General features: G+C 41.0%; 21 protein-coding genes. 6 read left to right on the top strand and 15 right to left on the bottom strand.

The genetic code is table 11. The annotated features are described in order from the left end of the window. Positions 1-4: 4 nt before the first annotated feature. Genes BIZ38_RS06045 through argC form a run of 3 tightly spaced genes read right to left on the bottom strand, consistent with a single transcriptional unit; the run spans position 5 to position 2,701 of the window. Positions 5-925, bottom strand: coding sequence for an ornithine carbamoyltransferase (locus BIZ38_RS06045; protein ID WP_054551090.1), 921 nt, complete (start codon positions 923-925; stop codon positions 5-7). A gap of 7 nt (positions 926-932) precedes the next feature. Further along, positions 933-1,691: an acetylglutamate kinase gene (gene argB, locus BIZ38_RS06040; RefSeq protein WP_187489841.1), complete on the bottom strand. Its 759-nt coding sequence runs from the start codon at positions 1,689-1,691 to the stop codon at positions 933-935. Beyond that, the gene (argC, locus tag BIZ38_RS06035; protein WP_187489840.1) at positions 1,691-2,701 is read right to left on the bottom strand and encodes an N-acetyl-gamma-glutamyl-phosphate reductase; all 1,011 of its coding nucleotides are present in this window, start codon (positions 2,699-2,701) and stop codon (positions 1,691-1,693) included. The genes argB and argC overlap by 1 nt, the downstream gene beginning before the upstream one ends. A gap of 221 nt (positions 2,702-2,922) precedes the next feature. On the opposite strand from argC, the gene argE reads away from it, so the two are divergent. Further along, entirely contained in the window at positions 2,923-4,074 is a 1,152-nt protein-coding gene (gene argE / locus BIZ38_RS06030) for an acetylornithine deacetylase (protein ID WP_187489839.1), read from the top strand. A 22-nt stretch (positions 4,075-4,096) separates the two neighbouring features. Here the strand turns inward: argE and panP are convergent, their stop codons facing one another. Continuing rightward, positions 4,097-5,725 carry a pyridoxal-dependent aspartate 1-decarboxylase PanP gene (panP, locus tag BIZ38_RS06025; protein WP_187489838.1) on the bottom strand — a complete coding sequence of 543 codons (1,629 nt, stop codon included), beginning with the start codon at positions 5,723-5,725 and terminating at the stop codon, positions 4,097-4,099. Positions 5,726-5,973: 248 nt separating this feature from the next. On the opposite strand from panP, the gene BIZ38_RS06020 reads away from it, so the two are divergent. Further along, entirely contained in the window at positions 5,974-7,824 is a 1,851-nt protein-coding gene (locus BIZ38_RS06020; RefSeq protein ID WP_187489837.1) for an EAL domain-containing protein, read from the top strand. Here the strand turns inward: BIZ38_RS06020 and BIZ38_RS06015 are convergent. The 8 genes from BIZ38_RS06015 to folB all read right to left on the bottom strand — a co-directional run bounded on the left by BIZ38_RS06015 (position 7,821) and on the right by folB (position 13,976). Then, on the bottom strand, positions 7,821-8,486 hold the full coding sequence (locus BIZ38_RS06015; protein WP_187489836.1) for a tRNA (guanine(46)-N(7))-methyltransferase TrmB: 666 nt from the start codon (positions 8,484-8,486) through the stop codon (positions 7,821-7,823). The two genes, BIZ38_RS06020 and BIZ38_RS06015, sit on opposite strands and share 4 nt — an antisense overlap. After that, positions 8,486-9,253, bottom strand: coding sequence for an ABC transporter permease (locus BIZ38_RS06010; protein ID WP_036970898.1), 768 nt, complete (start codon positions 9,251-9,253; stop codon positions 8,486-8,488). Before BIZ38_RS06010 ends, BIZ38_RS06015 begins: the two co-directional genes overlap by 1 nt. After that, positions 9,253-10,182: an ABC transporter ATP-binding protein gene (locus BIZ38_RS06005; protein ID WP_187489835.1), complete on the bottom strand. Its 930-nt coding sequence runs from the start codon at positions 10,180-10,182 to the stop codon at positions 9,253-9,255. Before BIZ38_RS06005 ends, BIZ38_RS06010 begins: the two co-directional genes overlap by 1 nt. Further along, complete coding sequence (locus BIZ38_RS06000; protein WP_054551081.1) at positions 10,179-10,802, bottom strand: flavin prenyltransferase UbiX; 624 nt, start codon at positions 10,800-10,802, stop codon at positions 10,179-10,181. The genes BIZ38_RS06005 and BIZ38_RS06000 overlap by 4 nt, the downstream gene beginning before the upstream one ends. Before the next feature lie 22 nt (positions 10,803-10,824). Beyond that, on the bottom strand, positions 10,825-12,168 hold the full coding sequence (mpl, locus tag BIZ38_RS05995; protein WP_187489834.1) for a UDP-N-acetylmuramate:L-alanyl-gamma-D-glutamyl-meso-diaminopimelate ligase: 1,344 nt from the start codon (positions 12,166-12,168) through the stop codon (positions 10,825-10,827). Between the two features lie 160 nt (positions 12,169-12,328). After that, positions 12,329-13,132 carry an undecaprenyl-diphosphate phosphatase gene (locus BIZ38_RS05990; RefSeq protein ID WP_054551079.1) on the bottom strand — a complete coding sequence of 268 codons (804 nt, stop codon included), beginning with the start codon at positions 13,130-13,132 and terminating at the stop codon, positions 12,329-12,331. After that, entirely contained in the window at positions 13,129-13,617 is a 489-nt protein-coding gene (gene folK / locus BIZ38_RS05985; protein ID WP_187489833.1) for a 2-amino-4-hydroxy-6-hydroxymethyldihydropteridine diphosphokinase, read from the bottom strand. Before folK ends, BIZ38_RS05990 begins: the two co-directional genes overlap by 4 nt. A gap of 2 nt (positions 13,618-13,619) precedes the next feature. Continuing rightward, on the bottom strand, positions 13,620-13,976 hold the full coding sequence (gene folB, locus BIZ38_RS05980) for a dihydroneopterin aldolase (RefSeq protein WP_138599658.1): 357 nt from the start codon (positions 13,974-13,976) through the stop codon (positions 13,620-13,622). 227 nt (positions 13,977-14,203) lie between these two features. Between folB and plsY the strand changes: the two genes are divergently transcribed. Then, a complete protein-coding gene (gene plsY, locus BIZ38_RS05975) occupies positions 14,204-14,806 on the top strand; it encodes a glycerol-3-phosphate 1-O-acyltransferase PlsY (protein ID WP_138599657.1) in 603 nt (200 codons plus the stop codon). A gap of 9 nt (positions 14,807-14,815) precedes the next feature. Here plsY and tsaD read toward each other — a convergent pair whose 3' ends face one another. The 3 genes from tsaD to BIZ38_RS05960 all read right to left on the bottom strand — a co-directional run bounded on the left by tsaD (position 14,816) and on the right by BIZ38_RS05960 (position 16,831). Then, positions 14,816-15,829, bottom strand: a complete 1,014-nt coding sequence (gene tsaD, locus BIZ38_RS05970; RefSeq protein ID WP_054551076.1) for a tRNA (adenosine(37)-N6)-threonylcarbamoyltransferase complex transferase subunit TsaD — start codon at positions 15,827-15,829, stop codon at positions 14,816-14,818. Between the two features lie 62 nt (positions 15,830-15,891). Next, a complete protein-coding gene (locus BIZ38_RS05965; protein WP_054551075.1) occupies positions 15,892-16,482 on the bottom strand; it encodes a YjaG family protein in 591 nt (196 codons plus the stop codon). Beyond that, positions 16,466-16,831 carry a DUF2007 domain-containing protein gene (locus BIZ38_RS05960; protein ID WP_054551074.1) on the bottom strand — a complete coding sequence of 122 codons (366 nt, stop codon included), beginning with the start codon at positions 16,829-16,831 and terminating at the stop codon, positions 16,466-16,468. Before BIZ38_RS05960 ends, BIZ38_RS05965 begins: the two co-directional genes overlap by 17 nt. Positions 16,832-16,917: 86 nt before the next feature. On the opposite strand from BIZ38_RS05960, the gene BIZ38_RS05955 reads away from it, so the two are divergent. The 3 genes from BIZ38_RS05955 (at position 16,918) to BIZ38_RS05945 (ending at position 19,910) form a co-directional block, all read left to right on the top strand. Beyond that, positions 16,918-17,325, top strand: a complete 408-nt coding sequence (locus BIZ38_RS05955) for a DUF2721 domain-containing protein (RefSeq protein ID WP_054551073.1) — start codon at positions 16,918-16,920, stop codon at positions 17,323-17,325. 51 nt (positions 17,326-17,376) lie between these two features. Continuing rightward, entirely contained in the window at positions 17,377-18,903 is a 1,527-nt protein-coding gene (locus tag BIZ38_RS05950) for a response regulator (protein ID WP_054551072.1), read from the top strand. A gap of 119 nt (positions 18,904-19,022) precedes the next feature. Then, complete coding sequence (locus BIZ38_RS05945) at positions 19,023-19,910, top strand: LysR family transcriptional regulator (protein ID WP_054551071.1); 888 nt, start codon at positions 19,023-19,025, stop codon at positions 19,908-19,910. Positions 19,911-19,966 lie beyond the last annotated feature (56 nt).

Raw genomic sequence — 19,966 nt, 5'->3', positions numbered from 1 at the left:
TTCCTTAAACAAAATTTGGATTTAATAATGTGACAAGTAGAGCGTTTTGCGCGTGCATACGATTCTCTGCTTGTTGAATAATTTTTGATGCTGGACCATCCATTACCTCAGAGGTAATTTCAAACTCACGATGCGCTGGCTGACAATGCAGTACAGTCTGCGCACCGGTTTTCTCTAATAGGGCTTGGTTAAGCTGATAAGGCATATATTTAGCTTTTACCTGCTCAAGCGGTGTTTTATCACCCATTGAAACCCAGGTATCAGCATAGACTGCATTTGCGCCAACTGCCGCCTCAATTCTGTCACTCACCATAACAGACGCGCCATTCATTGCTGCAATTTGCTCTGCTTGCTTGAGAATTTGCGAATCTGGCGAACTGCCTTTAGGACAAACTGCAACAAAATCAGTGCCTAAATTGGCTGCTAATAGCATTAGAGAGTGTGTGACGTTGTTACCTTCACCTAAGTAAGCAAGCTTTAGTTTGCTAACATCGCCATGCACTTCTTGCAGCGTTAGAAAGTCAGCAAGTGCTTGGCATGGGTGATATAAATCACATAAGCTATTAACAACAGGCACCGATGAATATTCAGCAAGTGTGGTCAGTGTTTTGTGCGCATTCACGCGAGCAACAATGCCATCAGCCCAAGTTGAGATATTAAGAGCAAAATCTTTAACCGATTCACGAGCGCCCATGGCACCATTTTGTGAATCTAAATAAACTGCGTGACCACCCAGTTTATTAATACCAATATCAAATGATAAACGAGTACGTAAACTTGGCTTTTCAAACAAGGTAACCACTGATTTGCCCGCTAATGCTTGGCTGAAGTCTGTTGGGTTTGCTTTAATTTTTTGCGCTAAGTTTAGTAATTTAAGTGCGCCTTTTTGGTCTAATTCAAGACCATTTAAGAAATTTTTTAACATGAAATACCTATGGTGTAATTTTCGTTCCTACATGCTCGCCTTTTAATAAAGCGACTAAGTTCTCTGGCTTCAGCCAGCTTGAGATATACACACCACGTCGTAAATGTTGGGCAGCAAGAAGGCTGGTCTTTACTTTGACCTCCATCCCGCCCTGAATAACTCCTTCAAGGATAAGTGTTTCGATTTGCTGCGTATTAAGTTGATGTAGTGGCTGCTTATTGGCATCAAGCACAGCCTCTACATCTGTCATAAAAATAAGTTCTGCATTAAGCTCTTTAGCGATAGCCGCTGCAGCTTCATCTGCATTGACGTTGTACCATTGGCCATCTTCCCCAAAACCAATAGAGCTCACTAGAGGTAAACGACCTTGTTCAAGCATGCTAGGTAGCACGCTGTCACAACTCCCTGAGCACTGACCTACTTGCGCCAATACTTTAAGTTTTTCAGATACCAGTACACCCGCTTCATAAAGGCTTAAACCAACAGGTTTGTGGCCAGCGCTGATTGCTTGGCTCATCAATTGTTTATTGGCACAACCGGCAAGAGCACCAACAATATATGGCATTTGCTCATTTGGGCTGATACGTAAACCTTGATGTTTTGCAGTTACAAAGCCGGCGTCTTTAAGCCAAGCATCAACCAAGGCACCACCACCATGAACAATAACAAAGTTATCTTGTTCAGAGGCTAAAACATCAAAAAGCGCTTTTGCGGCATCTGCGCTATTTAACACAGCACCACCGACTTTAATGACCCAAGTTTTCATTACAGCGCTCCTACCAAACCAGTGTGGTGAGGTTCACCCATGGCTAAATTAATACACTGTAATGCTTGCCCAGCTGCGCCTTTTAGAAGGTTATCAATCGCTGACATAACGATGAGTTGCTCACCTTTTTGCTGCCATGCAATATCAACAAATGGTTGTTTAGCGACGCCTTTAATGCTTGGAATTTTATTGCCAAGTAAACGAATTAACGGCTCGTTAGCTAACACTTGATACGCCGCGCTCACTTGCTCTACTGTTACGCCTGGTTTTAATTGCACATAAATAGTTTCTAAGATTCCGCGAGGGAAATTACCTAAATGTGGGGTGAATAACACAGGGTGACCAAGGTGCTGCTCAATCTCAGGTGTGTGTCTGTGGTTAAACAAGCCATAAGGAGCAAGTGACACTTCGCAAAAGTGCGTGTTAACACTGGCTTTTCTGCCAGCGCCTGTAACACCTGACACCGCATTAACAATAATGGCTTGATCAGCTAATAGCCCTGCTTCTTTAAGTGGTTTTAAAGAATTAAGAGCCGCTGTTGGGTAACAACCCGCGACAGCTACAAGGCTCGCTTTACTAATCGCATCGCTATTCCATTCGGCTAAACCATACGCTGCTTGCTCTAAAAGCGTAGGGTGTTCATGTGCGAAACCGTAATAAGTCAGGTAATCCTCATTCCCAGCTAAACGGAAACCACCAGATAGGTCGAATACTTTTTTACCCATGGCTAAAAATTTCGGAGCAAGATCAACACTGACCTTGTGATCAGTACACAGGCATACATAGTCAGCATTGCTTTCGATATCTTGGAAAGCCTCAGCTGTTAGAGGTTGTAGTGGATACTCTAACAATCCAAGGTGCTCAGGGTATAAATCGCTTAATAATTTGCCTTTATCTAAACTCCCTTCAGACACATAACATGCTTGTAGGGTCAGTTTGGGGTGCTTAGCAACTAAACTTGCTAGCTCTGCGCCGCTATAACCACTTGCGCCAATAATCACTACATTCATTGCTTACTTTTACCTATTAAATCTGTTTATCGATACGCCTAAAATTACTCGCTCAATTGCGAATAAAAACACTGTCTAAAGTAATCAAATCAGGTTATCGTCGTTTCGTGTTCATCGTACAGCTTTACTAATATTTATGCTCAAAAAGTGAATTGATATTCATCATAAATACTTTTATATTGTTATGCAATTAGATTGAATAATTATTTTTGGATTTTTTTATGTCGCTACCCTCTTTTATATCTATGTATCAGCAGCTAATTGCTGCCCCTTCAATTAGTGCGATTGAAGATTCTTTATGCATGAGCAATAAAGGAGTAATTACCTTGCTCGCAGACTGGTGCGAAAGCCTGGGTTTTACATGTGAAATCACAGAGCTTGAAAACGGCAAAGGCCGTTACAACTTATTAGCGAAACGCGGTAAAGGAGATGGCGGTTTAATGCTTGCAGGTCATACTGATACTGTGCCATTTGATGATAGCCGCTGGAACTACGATCCATTTAAACTCAGCGAGCATGACAATAAACTTTATGGCTTAGGTAGTATTGATATGAAAGGCTTTTTTGCCTTTGTACTACAGGCTATCAGCGAGCTTGATGAAACTAAGCAAACAGAGCCACTTTTAATCCTAGCCACAGCCGATGAAGAAACCACAATGGCGGGGGCACAACAAATTTGCCGCCACCCAGACTTAAAACCAGCGCGCTGCATCATTGGTGAGCCAACTGATATGACACCGGTATTTACTCATAAAGGCCATATGAGTACAGCCATTAGAGTAATTGGTCGCTCAGGCCATAGTTCCGATCCTGAACGTGGTTTAAACGCCATCGAAGTCATGCATAAAATGATTACAAAATTGTTAATCATCAAAGAAGAATTAAAGAATAAATATTCAGTTGAGCACTTTGAAATTCCGTACCCTACTTTGAACCTTGGTCATATTCATGGTGGCGATAATGCCAACCGCATTTGTGGTTGTTGTGAAATGCACATTGATATGCGGCCTTTACCTGGTTTAAGTGTGCAAGAACTACAAGCGATTTTGCTAACAGCCGCAGAAGAGATTAATGCCCAATACCCAAATGCAGTGAGCGTTATCGACATGCATGAACCTATCCCAGCATTTAGTGGTAGCACTGATACAGCACTTGTAAAGCTGGCCGAAAAAATCTCAGGTCAACCCGCTGTCGCTGTAAACTATTGTACAGAAGCCCCTTTTATTCAACAGCTTGGCTGCGAAACCATCGTCATGGGGCCCGGCTCAATTAACCAAGCCCACCAGCCAGATGAGTTTTTGGCGATGGAAAAAATTAAACCATCACAAGCGATTATCAGTAACATGATTAAAGCAAGCTGCTTTAGTGAATAACAGGAGCATCACGCTCCCTTTGTTAATCCATATACTTACTTAAATATTTTTTAAATACCGGGTCGGTTTTCGCCAGCTCTTTTTGCTCCGCTAAAATATCTTTTAGAATTGCTTTAGAGGTTAACGGGTTGGCTAATACAACACGAAAAACCACGGTGGGCTGATGGTCATATTTTGCAGGTGTTAAACGTGTACGCGATACAAAAGAGCGACCCGCTTCACGCTGACGCTTTTGCATGCTTGCAGTAAAGCGATTCAACGAAGCGTAAATATCTAATTTAGTTTCTTCGTCTGCTTCTTTCAGTTTCGCTTGGATTTCTTTTGGTACGTAACGATAGGTTAATAGGCAAAGTTCAGGCTCTGAGATTAATTCAAAATCTTCATCCTGCTTGATCATATCGGCGAAAGTGCGCGCTTTCACGATACTGCGATCAATTAGCATCTCGTAGCCTTTACGGCCAATAACACGTAAGCAAGCATGCACTAACATTGCCATACCTGGGCGGCTGCCCTCAAGGGTATGACTGCCTAAATCTTTTGAGCCTTTACGAAGAATATATTCTGCATGATGCTCAATAGCATCCGTCGCAGCAGGGTCTTTAAATAACACTAACCCCGCTCCCATTGGCACATACATTTGTTTGTGAGCATCAATGGTAATTGAATCAGCGCGTTCGATACCGCTTAAAAGGTGGCGGTAATTTGAAGAAAGTAAGGTTGCACCGCCCCATGCAGCGTCAACATGAAAATGACAACCTAGTTCTTCGCTTAAATCAGCCATTTCATTAAGTGGATCTATGCTGCCCGTTTCAGTCGTACCAGCAACACCCACAAGTGCCATTACCTTAATGCCAGACGCTTCAAGCTCATGGGCCTTTTTACGCATCGCATCGACATCGACTTTATTATTTTCGCCGGTTGCGATTGCGACAATGTTATCGCGACCAATACCCAGTAGATCAACGGTTTTGCCTAATGAGTAATGGCCTCGCTCAGAAACAAGCACAGCTAAGCCTTTGTAACCATAGTGCAGCATTCCCGCGATTAAACCCTGTGCAGCAATGCCTTTATAGTCACCATTGGCTTTTAATAAACGGTTGCGGGCAATCCATAAGGCGGTAATGTTAGCGACAGTGCCACCTGAACAGAATGCGCCTAATGACGTTTTCGCACTGTGCATCCATTTGCTATAAAAGCTGTCGTCTTCACCATAAGCAAGGTGATGCATCATGCCCAAAACTTGTCTTTCTAGAGGCGTAAATGCCTTTGAAGTTTCAATTTTTACTAGGTTTTGGTTTAGACCGACCATTAATTTAGAAAGCGGTAACACAAAATGCGGTAACGCTGAGGTCATGTGACCAATAAAGCTTGGTGCAGCAGTGTGCACTGAATGAGCAACCAACTGCTCCATAATATCTTGAGCATAATCAGAAACAAAGGTTGGCTCTTCTGGGATAGTGGCCGTTTGAAAGTCTTTTTCAATTTCGTGCAAAGGCTTTTCAATTGCAGCTATATTCTCATTTAAGAACCCAGCTAAGTTGCTAGAAATTTCAGATTCGATTTTACTTAATGTCGAGTCTGGTGCTTCTGGCACCGTAAAAATACGAATCAAGCTTTCTTTAGAGGCGACGGCACAACGCTTTTGATCCATCCTAATACCCATAATTAGCAGCTAAAAATGCACCTGATGATGGGACATCTTGGTGAACACTTTTGCGGCACTGTTGCTACGAAATTGGCTAACTTTACTGGAATATCACGAAAATGTCTCGCATAAAGCTAAAAAGGCATAATTTCGATGACAAAAAAATGATTTATTGATGAAATTTGCGGTCAAATTATACTATCAGAGAAGTATTTTTTAAGTATAATCAAACGATAACCGCAAAGGGAACGTTTATGCCCAAAGGAATGCAAAAAACTAGCTGGCTGCTATATGGTTTCGCCGTTTTTTTTATTAGTTTATTTGGCTATATCTATTATACCTATGAAACCACCCGCAGTGAGATCATGGCAAATATCGATAGCAAATTGCTAAATGCCGCGGTCAGTGTCAAGCATATCCTAGGTGATGACTACCATAATACAGTCAATGCTGGTCTACCTATTTCCAGTTCTACCTACAAAGAAAAGAGTCTTGCCCTTTCAGAATACGCAAAGCAAATGCAACTAGCTTATGTGTATGCAATGGTCCTTCGCGATGACAAAGTCTACTTTAGCGCCTCAAGTTACACTCAAAAAGATCAAAACACTGGTCGTGTCACACAGTTTTTAGATGCCTACCCCGAAGCGACAGAACTTAACAAAGAAGCCTTTTATTCGACCGAACCCGTTTTTGAAATATCGCAGGATCAATGGGGGTATTTTAAAAGTATCTTTGTTACTTTTGTCGATGATAATGGCCAAACTTATATAACTGGCGCAGACATTACTATAAGTGACTTAAACCAGCAGCTTCAGCAAAGCGTTACAAGGGCGATGGTTACCAGTAGCTTTTTCTTCTTTATTGCATTACTTATAGCAGGAATATATTTCTTACAGCTTAAACGCTCGCTATCAACAGACGCACGCACTGGCTTTGCTAATCATGTTGCCCTTGAATATCACATAAAGAAAACGACCAAACACCGTATGGAATTGGCGATTATCATCATCAACGAGCTTGAAGACATCAGCAGTTTTTATGGCAGTGAAGTGAGTGATAAAGTGATGGCTAACATACTTAGGTACTTTCAATCACGTATACCTCGTGATGGCGGTATTTACCGCTTAACAACCAATAAAATCGCATTATTACGTACTCATACTGATGAGCATAATATCGACGAAGTAATAAACGCTTTTAACAATGCGATCCCAGCACTGAAAGAACCGTTTATTTATGTCAGCTTATCCGCAGGTGTCGCTACAGGTAATAAATTATTACTGATAGAAAACGCCCACATAGCACTTCAGCAGGCCAAACTAAACAACCAGCGTTTAATACGCTATGAAAATGTTTTTAAACAAGTTGAAGAACAATTTAAAAGTAACGTTTTCCTTGCTAAAGAAGTCAAAGAAGCCTTCGATAACAATCGCATAGTGCCTTATTTTCAAGCAATTTATAACAACCAAAGTAAGGCCGTAGATCATTATCAATGCCTTGCCAGAATGGTAAGTTCAACTGGTCGTATTCACGCACCTGATTACTTTATGATGGTACTAAAGCGCTCACGCATGGATGGCCCCTTGAGACGTACTATATTTACTCGTTGTATTGAGCAATTTAGGAAAACCAATGTACGCTGGAGTATCAACATTACAGCACAGGATATCCTTGACCCAAGCTTGAGCGAGTTTTTTGAATTACAGCTAAGGCGTTATCCGCAACCCCATAATATTATCTTTCAATTCCATGAACGCGATGCGATTGCTTACTTTGGTGAAATAAAAACCTTTATTAGCACTTTAAAGAATAAAGGTGCTCAGGTTTTTATTAATGAATTTGGCGCAGGCTTTTCAAACTTACCTCACATTAGGAAGCTTGAGATCGATGGCTTGAAATTAGATAAAGGATTGGTAAGCCAAATTCATACTAATAAAGATAACTATCTGTTTATTGAAAACTTGGTGAAATACGCTCAGCAACTAAAATTAGATGTAATCGCTGAGCAAGTTGATAACGAACAAATAGCAGACGCGCTTGCTCGTGCAGGTGTTACTTTAATGCAAGGGAGTCATTTTGCACCGCCAACTCCCTATATTCATTAAAGGTTGATCACCAAGCGGTGGCTTTGTTGACCACTGGCCCAATATTTACGTTCGAATGGGGTAATTGCAGTATCGCTTTCATACAGCTCAACATCGCACTTATGCCCTGCAAGCTCTAATGAGCGAGCAAACTCTTTTACGTATATATCCCAATTGCTTCTGAGCTCTAAGCGGCCGCCTAATTTAACGATGTACGGAAAAATTGCAGCGCCGTGCCAGCGTCTTTGCAAGTGCTTTGCTTTTGGCCAAGGATTTGGATACAACAGGTAATGATGACTAGGTTGCCAGTTTGCAGCCACCGCCAAGCGCCAGAAATCGTTTAAATCAGCTTGCACTAAAATGTACTGCCCCGCATCTGTTTGCTTGTATTCGATATCATGCTTATCTAGACGATATGATGATTTATCAATGCCAATCACTAACGCATCTGGGTGGCGCTTTGCTAAGTTTGCGGTGCTTTCACCTACCCCACAACAGGAATCAAGAATAATAGGCCCTGCAAACGCTTGCACCTTTTCGTTTACCTGATCAAAAGCCGCTTGCGTATGCTCTGCAATCGGCTTTTTAAATTCAGCACTTAAGTGCTTTAAAACAATTTCGTCTAGCTTTTCATGTAAGCCAGGTTGATTCGATACAATACTTCTCGAATTTGCATCCGTCATTAGTGTCTAAGCCCCACACCACGTTTAATAAGGGTTAATGCTAAGGTAAATAACCCCACAATAAATAAACCAAGTACACCAAATGCTACCGATAAGTCGACATCAGACACACCTAAGAAGCCATATCTAAATGCATTCACCATATAAATAATTGGGTTTACTTGCGATACGCCTTGCCAAAATTCTGGCAACAAGGTGATAGAGTAAAACACCCCACCGAGATAAGTCAGCGGCGTTAAAATAAAGGTCGGGATAATACTAATATCATCAAAGCTATTAGCATAAATAGCATTGATAAGTCCGCCTAATGCAAACACAGCCGACGTTAAAATAACCGTAGCCATAATCACAAAAATATTATGAATTTGAATATCAACAAATAGCAAAGAGACACAGGTAACAATTAAACCAACCAGCATGCCTCGTGTCATACCACCGCCCATGTAGCCAAGTACAATGATGTAGTTTGGCACTGGTGCAACTAAGAGCTCTTCAATGCTTTTTTGAAATTTAGTCGAATAAAAACTCGAGGCAACATTCGAGTAAGAGTTGGTGATCACCGACATCATAATCAGACCCGGGACAATAAACTCCATATAACTAAAGCCACCCATATCACCGATACGAGAACCAATCAGATTACCAAAAATCACAAAATACAGGCTCATCGTGATTGCCGGCGGAACTAAGGTTTGCACCCAAATACGTAAAAAGCGAATACACTCTTTGATCCAAATACTTTTTAGCGCTACTCCATATTTAAACATTATTCGCCTCGCCCTTGTTCTAATAACCCTACAAACAGCTCTTCTAAACGGTTTGCTTTATTTCGCATACTCAGCACAGTATTACCTTGTTCAGTCAGCGCACTAAACACCTGGTTTAAGCCCTGAGACTTCGCCACTTCAACTTCTAAAGTGTGATCATCGGTCAGTGTGTATTTATAACCTTCAATGCTAATTGGCTGCACTGGTTGCTTTAAATCAAGTACAAAGGTTTCTTTATCAAGCTTGGCAAGTAACGCTTTAATGGTGGTGTTTTCAACAATCATACCGCTGTCGATAATCGCGATGTTTTTACATAACAGCTCAGCCTCTTCAAGGTAATGGGTAGTCAAGATGATGGTCACACCTTGCTTATTTATCTCGCGAAGAAAATCCCACATAGAGCGGCGTAGCTCAATATCAACACCCGCTGTTGGTTCATCTAAAATGAGTAATTTAGGTTCATGCATCAGTGCACGAGCAATCATTAAACGACGCTTCATACCACCTGAAAGGGTGCGCGCTTGTTTATCTTTTTTCTCAAATAAGCCTAGCTGCTTTAAGTATTTTTCAGCGCGCTCATGCGCCAGCTTTCTTGGTACACCGTAATAGCCCGCTTGGTTCACCAAAATTTGATTTAGTGTTTCAAACTGACTGAAATTAAATTCTTGCGGCACTAAGCCAAGTTCTGACTTAGCTGCTTCAAGGTCTGTATCAATGTCGTGACCAAATACCTGTACTCGACCGGCACTTTTGTTCACTAACGATGAGATAACACCAATAGTGGTTGATTTACCTGCCCCGTTTGGTCCAAGTAAGGCAAAGAAGTCGCCTTGCTGAACTTGTAAATCAATGCCTTTTACGGCTTCAACACCATTTTTATAAACCTTTTTTAGGCCTTCAATATTTAATGCGATCGTTTTTTCGCTCACTGTTTGCCCTCTCCATAACCCCAACGTTTCGTCAAAGTATGTTCAATGTTTAAATGATCTAAAATTCGCGCCACCATAAAATCAACCAAATCGGAAATCTGCTCTGGTTGATGATAAAAGCCCGGTGCCGCAGGCATAATAGTTACGCCTAGTCGTGCTAGCTTCAGCATGTTTTCAAGGTGGATTTCGCTAAATGGCGTTTCACGCGGGACTAAAATCAGCTGCCCACGCTCTTTAATGACCACGTCAGCGGCGCGTTCGAGTAAGTTATCTGATGCCCCGACCGCAATTGCAGATACTGAACCTGCACTACACGGGCATACCACCATTTTTTTCGGCGCAGCAGAGCCAGATGCAACAGGGCTAAACCAGTTGTCTTTACCAAATACTTTAAGTTGCTCAGGAGCGGCATTAAAAAGTGTACTCAGTTGCTCTGTCGCTTTGTCTTCATTACCCGAAAGTTTGATATTCGATTCTGTATCAAAGACCACTCTTGCCGCACTTGAGATCAGTACATACACCTGAAACTGCTGTTCAAGTAATACTTCTAATAACCGTAAGCCATAAGGAGCCCCAGAGGCACCACTAAAAGCTAACGTTATTTTATCTTTAAATTGCATACAGTTAAGCTCCGTATACTGGTTAGTTTTGTTCAAGAGCAGAGATTAAACGCTGATGAATGCCTTCAAAACCACCATTACTCATAATTAAAATATGTTGTGACGGCGCACTGTTGCCAACAACCTGAGTAATGATTTCCTCAGTGCTTTTCATGCAATGCATATCCGCTTTGTCTGCGTATTCTTTCAGCGACCAGCTTAAATTTTCTGGCTCAAATAAATACACATCATCTGCTGCATCGAGTGAATCAATTAAGGTTTGTTGATGCACGCCCATTTTCATAGTGTTTGAACGAGGCTCTAAAATAGCAACTATCTTATCGGTGCCTACTTTTGCACGTAGCCCTGCTAAGGTCGTTTTAATTGCTGTTGGATGATGGGCAAAGTCGTCATACACTTTTATTGAGTTAATGTCGGCTTTCAGCTCCATACGACGCTTAGGAGAGATAAACTCAGCTAAGCCTGCAATACTGACTGATACCGCGATGCCTACGTGTCTGGCTGCTGCAATGGCCATTATGGCATTTTTGACATTGTGCTCGCCCATGGCTTGCCAGCTGACAACACCTTGTACTTGTGAATCTAGTAGCACTTCAAATTCACTACCATCAGCTTTAAGTAAGCGGTAATCCCAATCACCTAACAGTGTTTCGCTTTCGCTCCAAAGGCCACGTTCAATCACATCTTGTAGTGCTTCGTCTTGGCTTGGCCAAATTACTTTGCCACTACAGGGTAATGTACGCATCAAATGATGAAATTGTTTCTTTATCGCGTTTAAATCTTCAAAAATATCAGCATGATCAAATTCAAGATTATTCAGAATTAAGGTACGCGGTAAGTAGTGTACAAATTTACTGCGTTTATCGAAAAACGCCGTGTCGTATTCGTCGGCTTCAATAACAAAAAATGGTGTTTCGCCAACACGAGCAGAGACACCAAAGTTTTGCACGATTCCACCAATCAAAAAGCCCGGTGTCATTCCAGCGTATTCAAGTAACCATGCTAGCATACTAGCAGTGGTTGTTTTGCCGTGTGTGCCTGCTACAGCCAACACCCACGAATTTTGCAGTAAATTATGCTTTAACCATTCTGGGCCAGAAGTATAAGGTAAGCCTTTATCAAGAACGTATTCAACGCAAGGATTGCCTCGACTCATAGCATTACCAATTACCACCATATCTGGCGCAGGTTCTAGTTGGGCAACGTCATATCCTTGAGTGAGCTTTATACCTAGCTCTTCTAATTGTGTGCTCATCGGTGGGTACACATTTTGATCAGAGCCTGTCACTGTGTGACCTAACGATTTAGCGATTGCGGCAATACCACCCATAAAGGTGCCACAAATTCCAAGAATATGAATATGCATCTACTGTCCTGAGCAAAATGAATAAGAGATAAGTAAGGCGCTATAATGCCAAATATAAGCTTTACTTACCATTACTACACGGCATTAGACTTTTGCCAAATAGCCAACATAAAAAAACACCTCAACGTGAGGTGTTTTTGAATTAAGTTTAAAGCCTATTTTACAACATTAAGAATGCAAACAAACCAACACCTAATAGTAAGCGATAGATAACAAATGGCATCATGCCCATGCGCTCAATCACTTTTAAGAAAAAGAAAATACACGCATACGCAGATATAAAAGATAAGCCAGCGCCTAGTAAAATTGCATGCCAATCAATCGCCTCACCTGCAGTAGCCAACTGATACACATAATATGAACCTGCTGCAGCAATAACTGGAATTGACATTAAAAATGAAAAACGCGCAGCACTTTGTTTGTTTAGGCCCAGCATTAAACCCACTGTAATAGTAATACCTGAACGGGATGTACCAGGGAATACCATAGCAAGCACTTGTGAAAAGCCCAGCAATAGCGCACTAAAAAAGTTTACTTGGTAAATATTTTTAACTTGCTTTGCTTTAGCATCGGCATACCAAAGTAGCAAACCAAATACGATGGTTGAGGTGGCAATAACCCATGCATTACGCGAGTAGCTCTCTACAAAATCTTTGAATAAGTAACCAATTAATAATGCAGGAATAGTCGCAACTATAATCCACCAGCCTAAACGACTATCATCGGTTGCACCTTGTGCACCAAACGACTTAAACCAAGCACCAAGAATATCGACCACTTCTTTTCTAAAGTACAATACAACTGCACCTAAGGTTCCAACGTGAACAGCCACATCAAATGCTAAGCCTTGATCGTGCCAACCTAAAACTTGTGAGGGTAAAATTAAATGCGCTGAGCTCGAAATAGGTAAAAACTCAGTCAATCCTTGGATCAGGGCTAAAACAATTATCTCAATAATACTCATGGGTTAGAAAACTCCACCTTCCATAGTTTTTGTTGGGGGTTGTTATAATTCTTCCATAACTCAGCCAAAGTTAGCTTAGCTACGGGGTGATAAAAATCAGGCGCTATTTCAGCAAGAGGCTGTAATACAAACGCATTTTTGGTTATTTCATCCCGCGGTAATTGCGCAGGTGTTTCACAGATAGTGTCATCATAAAACAATAAATCGAGATCTAATGTCCGCGGGCTAAACTTTTTATCTTCACGGGTGCGGCCATTATCAAGTTCAATTTTTTTCAGTAATTTACATAGTTCAGCTAATGGCATATCTGTTTTTGCTGCAACAACTGAATTATAAAAATTACTACCTGCAAACCCCACCGCTTCACTTTCGTATACTGATGAATGAATAAAATCAGGAAAGTAAGCTTTCAGCGCGATAAGCGCCTGTCGAAGATAGTGCTCTTTATTGACATTAGAACCTAGGCTTATAAAAATTTGCGCCATCTCTAATTTGCCTTACATCGGGTGATCTCAACTCCAACAGTTTGCGCTTGTGGCACTGCGGCTGGTTTACTCACGCGAATAGTGACTTGGCTGGTCGCAAACTCAGCTAAAATAATGGCAGCTAATTGCTCAACTAAAGTTTCTAGTAACTCAACAGGTTTTGCCGTTGTGTGCTCAATCACTCGCTCACTCACTTTGGCATAATCAAGAGCCAAATTTATATCATCTGTCGCCGCTGCGGCAGAAATATCACATAACATTTCGATATCAAAATACAGGCTTTGTTTACTTTCTTTTTCAAAATCATACACGCCAATGATGGTGTCTACGTGCAGTTGTGATATATATACCTTGTCCATTGATACTCCAAGCGACATAAATATTAAAAACAATACTCAGCCTTAACGCTTATTAATTTTAATAATGCGCTATATAAGCTGTCATACTGTTTTAATATGTAAAAATTACCCCTACAATAACGAATAGATGCATTGCATAGGGTGCTTACATCCGACTCGACGAGAGTGGCAAATGGTTTTGCCGCCAATGATAGCCCAAAAGTGCAGATTAAAAAATAAGGAAGCGCGTGTTAGAAGTTTTAATGTTAGTTTTGGCTTACATACTAGGTTCGGTCTCTTCCGCTATCCTTGTATCTCGGCTATTTAAACTACCAGACCCACGCAGTCATGGATCGAATAACCCGGGTGCTACAAATGTTTATCGCCTTGGTGGTAAAGTCCCCGCTGTTTTAGTTCTTGTCTTTGATATTTTAAAAGGAACCATCCCTGTTTGGGGTGCTTACTTTTTAAAGATAGAGCCACTAATGTTAGGTTTAATTGGTGTAGCTGCTTGTTTGGGTCATATGTATCCACTGTTTTTTAGCTTTAAAGGTGGTAAAGCCGTCGCGACCGCTTTTGGCACGTTATTACCCATTGGTTTATCGCTAGGGGGGATGTTGATTGCAACTTGGCTTTTAATTGTTGCTATCACGCGTTACTCATCTCTCGCGGCACTGGTTACGGTTTCATTAGCGCCTATTTATACTTGGTGGATAAAACCTTTGTATACTCTGCCAGTTACCTTTTTAACCGTACTGATAATTTTCCGCCACAGAGCAAACATTACTCGCTTGATGGCTGGGGAAGAACCTAAAGTAGGGGCTAAGAAAAAAGCCCCAGAGCAGGAATAGTGATGTAAATTAAAGCGCTTCGAGTGAATCAATAGGCCAGCGCGGCTTAGTTTTCATATCAAGGCTAGCAAACTGCCCTGCCTTTAAGCGCTGCATACCAGCGTAAGCAATCATTGCACCGTTATCTGTACAAAACTCTGTGCGCGGGTAATACACACGCCCTTTCATGCCTTGCATTACTCGTTCAAGTTGCGCACGCAATTGCACGTTTGCACTCACACCACCGGCGATCACTAAACGTTTGATACCAGTTTGCTTTAATGCACGTTTGCATTTAATGATTAAGGTATCAATTACCGCTGTTTGGAATGCATGAGCAATATCAGCTTTGGTTTGCTCATCATCATCGCTATCACGAATAGCAAGCGATGCCGCCGTTTTTAAACCACTAAAACTAAAATCTAAGCCTGGTTTATCAGTCATCGGACGTGGAAATACAAAACGCTTAGGCGTACCCTGCTCCGCAAGTTTTGCTAAACGCGGGCCACCAGGGTAATCAAGACCTAATAACTTCGCGGTTTTATCGAATGCTTCACCAGCCGCGTCATCAACTGACTCTCCCAGCACTTCGTATTCACCAATGCCAGATACTTTTACCATCATAGTATGGCCGCCAGACACCAGTAGTGCGATAAACGGAAATTCCGGTTTGTCCTCTTCAAGCATTGGCGCAAGTAGGTGACCTTCCATATGATGTACAGCAACCGCTGGAATATTCCAACCATAAGCCAGTGAGCGACCAATTGAGGTTCCCACCAGAAGCGCACCAACAAGTCCAGGGCCTGCGGTGTATGCAATGCCATCTAAGTCTTCAGGACCACAACCCGCTTGTGCAAAGGCAGCATCAATCAAAGGTAAGGTTTTACGTACGTGATCGCGAGAAGCAAGCTCAGGAACCACACCGCCATAATCAGCATGTACTTTTACTTGGCTATACAGTTGATGTGCTAATAAGCCTTGTTCATCATCATAAATGGCAATACCCGTTTCATCACATGATGATTCAATACCTAAAATTCGCATCAATTACTCCGCCAAGAAAAAACAAATGCGTATTTTACAGTGAAAATACGCATTACTGAATATTAAATTGCAATACCAATATTGGTTTGACCGTCAGATACCGCAAGTTGCTTAAGCTCTTTTACGTTCTCTGAGGTAATTCGGCCCATTTGCTCTACAAAATCAATAAGCTCTGCAAGCACATCAATTTCATACTGCATTAAAGGGTGTTCACGAACAGCTTTGTTATCAGCAATTTCACCATCCACTGTTAGTTGATATTCAATGAAACGAGCCACCGAGGCCTGTGAAATTTTACTAATATTTAAAAACTCTTGTTCATCTTTGGCTATCAAACCGTGCAGCATGCCAAGCAAAGCTGTCGCTGTATCGATTGCGGGATAGGTGCCAAACATGTCAAAGTCAGTAAGCTCTGGCACGTTTGGCTCAATTTTCTCAATTTGCTTTTCAAGGCTGATTTTACTTTTTGGCAGTAAGATTTTTTCCCAGCAAACACTCAATGCGCTACGAAAAACCGCGGCATCACCGAACCCTGTTGCTTCACTAAATAAGCTATAATTAGGCAACATACGCTCAAGTAATGCGCCACCTAATACCGCTTTTTGCAAATAGTTTAATTCTCTAATACGTTGAAAATTATTCGCTTTCGTCATTCTTTACAGTCCCACAAGACCAACATATTTCAAATGTTGCTCCGTTAAGCTCATGACATTTTGGGCATACCCAGTCAGGAGCCGATTGTTTTAATTGCCGGTAGTTTAGCAATATTTCTTGCGCCTGGCGCTCTTTTAATGCGTAAACAAGTATATCGACCCCTGTTTGTTCAAATGGGATCTCCCCAAGCGCCCCTTGCAAAAGCTCACCTTGCAGTTGCGATTCGATCCCTTTACTTTTTAAAAGCCCTTTAATAATGTTTGCCTCTAAGCCATTTTCAGCCTGAAACACTTTTACCCAAGTGAATGGGTCCTGCTTCGCAGGTTGATTTAAATTACTGTTTTGCAAATCACTTCCCTTTTACTTTTCTATCTTTAAACCCTAAACTAGGCTAGCAACTAACTTCGCTGCAATGCTTATTTCAAGGTAGCCACATGACTTTAACAACACCGGGATTGTTATTCCCAGCAATTTCTTTACTGTTACTTGCTTACACCAACCGTTTTTTGGTGCTTGCTCAGCTTATTCGAGAACTCAATGCACGTGAAGGGGAAAGTATCCGCCCATTAGTTGTTGCACAGATTACCAATTTAAGAAAACGCATTAAATTAATTCGCGTAATGCAAGTTTATGGTGTTGCCTCTTTTTTAATGTGTACCTTATCAATGTTTGCATTATTTATAGAATTTAATACTACTGGAATCATTTTATTTGGCATCAGCCTCGCGTGCTTAGCCTTGTCGCTTCTCACCTCTTTGTATGAGATCCACATTTCTTGCGATGCAATCGAGATTGAATTGAAAAATATCGAAAAAAAACCTCTTTCAGATAAGGCAGAGTAAAATTCACCCTCTATACTTATTGTATGAGATACAACAATAAGTGGTGCTTTTGTGGATGATTTTTTATTTTCTGAAGAATCCTTAGAAGAAAATAATGTAGGTACGGAAGAGGCTGAATACTGGCATATTCTTGTTGTTGATGATGAAGAAGATATTCATCAAGTTACGAAACTAGTATTAGCTGGGTTCACTTTTGAAAATAAAGCGCTTCGCTTTTATCATGCCTATTCTGCTGCTGAAGCGAGAGAGCTTTTAGGTAAAGGTACTCCATTTTCAGTGGCGCTTGTTGATGTGGTAATGGAAACAAACCACGCAGGCCTCGATCTCATTCAATACATTCGCGATGAAATAGAAAACCATGATATACGTTTAATACTGCGTACAGGTCAGCCTGGGGAAGCCCCTGAAGAAGCCATCATTCGTGATTACGATATCAATGATTACAAAAATAAAACTGAGCTCACCGCGATAAAAATGAAAACTTTGCTCTATTCAGCGCTACGTTCACATCGTGATATTCAGATTATTGATCATCATAAACATGGCCTCGAACAAATTATCAATGCCTCAGCCAATTTCCTAAAATGTGATAGTGTACAAGAGTTTGCCTCCACAATTTTAAACCATGTTACTAACGTAATGGGGATAAGTGACAGAGAAATATATTGTGCCGCTGCGGTTAACCTGCAATCATCGCCAGCTAATGACTTTCAATTACTTGCCGCTTCAGGTGTTGAACCAACTCCATGTAAAAATAAAATTCCTGAGGATGTAAAAAACTTATTTATTGATGCACATGAAAGAAAATCGTCTTTAAAAAACAGCACAGATTACATTGGCTACTTTCCAACAAAAGCAGGCCTTGAAACTATGTTGTATGTCAATAAAGGTTCAAAGCTGCAGAATACAGACTATCAACTGCTAGAATTTTACGCCAATAATATCGCACTTGCTTATGACAACTTAAAGCTTAGAGAAATGGTCAAAGAGTCACAAAAAGAGTTGTCGTATATTCTTGGCGAAGCAGTCGAAAAGCGCTCAAAGGAAACTGGCTCACATGTTAAACGTGTCGCTTTGTACAGTGAGTTACTCGCAAAATTATATGGCTTGGATTCGTTCCGCTGTGAAATCATTAAACTGGCTTCACCATTACATGATATTGGTAAAATTAGTATTCCAGACAAGATTCTAAATAAGCCTGGTAAACTCACTGATGAAGAATGGGAAATAATGAAAACTCATGCCGAAACTGGCTATGAAATACTAAAAAACTCAACAAACGAAATATTAAACTGTGGGGCCTTAATTTCCTACCAACACCATGAAAAATGGGATGGAACTGGTTATCCGCAAGGACTAATTGGTGATAATATCGATATTGTTGGTCGAATTACTGCAATTGCAGATGTATTTGACGCACTTTGCAGTGACCGATGCTACAAAAAAGCATGGCCACTCGATGATGCTCTCTCATTGATAAAAGAGCAACGTGGGAAACATTTTGATCCAATTTTAGTCGATCAGCTACTTGAAAATTTAGCGCTTTTCTTAGAAATTAAGGAACGTTATCCTGATTGATGTAACTTTTCTGTAAAACAAGTACTTCCCAATACGGGTACAATACTTTACTATGCCTCTCGTGATGTAAAATTGTACCGCCTGGATGTAGGGCTTACTTATAACAAGGGACTATTAAAGTGAGATTTGAACAACTTGAACAATTCGTAGCATTAGGCGTGCTAAGGCATTTCCGCCAAGCTGCAGAGAAAACTCAAATAAGCACTTCTGCATTAACTCGCAGTATTCAAACACTTGAAGATGAAATTGGTTATGAGCTAGTTACTCGCTCTACTCGCTCAGTAAAGTTAACCAAAGAAGGTGAGCTTTTCCTAGAGTATGCAAAACAAACTCTCGACAATCTTGAAGAAACCAAGAAGCATTTATTTGAATCATTAAACGGCTGCGCAAGTGAAAAACTGATTATTGGCTACACCAACAAAGCGAGCACGGTTGTGCCTGTTTCTTGCGGTCAGTTTTTAGCGCAGTACCCTCATGTGAAAATCGAGATGCAGCTGCAAGAGCAAAGTGAACTAGTACGTAAACTGCAATTAGGTGAAATTGATATCAGTGTATGTTCGCAAGCGATGAACAGCATTGGCAGCGATATACATTTACCTGATCAACTAATCATTTTCGTGGCTAAAAATCACCCGCTTGCAAATAAAAGTGACATTAGTAAACGCGACTTAGCTGACTACCCTATGTACAGCTGTTTTTCACAGTCAAAACAAGTGCAATCTATGCTAAACGATGCAATTGATTCTTTTGATAAAACATCAAGCATCAAAGTAGGCAGTATTGAACAAGTTATGGATGGTCTGAAAAAATCAAACCATATCGCGATTGCCAGCATTGAGCATGCTAATAGTGTGTCATCTGATCCGGAGTTACTATTATTAAAAACTAATAAAGGTATCGCACACGACCAGCTAATAATCCAAACAAACCAACAAATCAATGAGAATTCTCACGTTAGCCACTTACTCGATCTCATTGAAAAAACGGCCCTTTCAAGCCAAGGTTAGAAGCTATTTAATCTACTGCTAGCCTGTAATTAATCAGGCTAGCCAATCTTTTTTTA

The organism is Pseudoalteromonas sp. BZK2 (assembly GCF_014349195.1).
Taxonomy (GTDB): Bacteria; Pseudomonadota; Gammaproteobacteria; order Enterobacterales; family Alteromonadaceae; genus Pseudoalteromonas; species Pseudoalteromonas simplex.
Note: the sequence above shows the minus strand (reverse complement) of the source record. Positions and strands in the feature narration are given on the sequence as shown.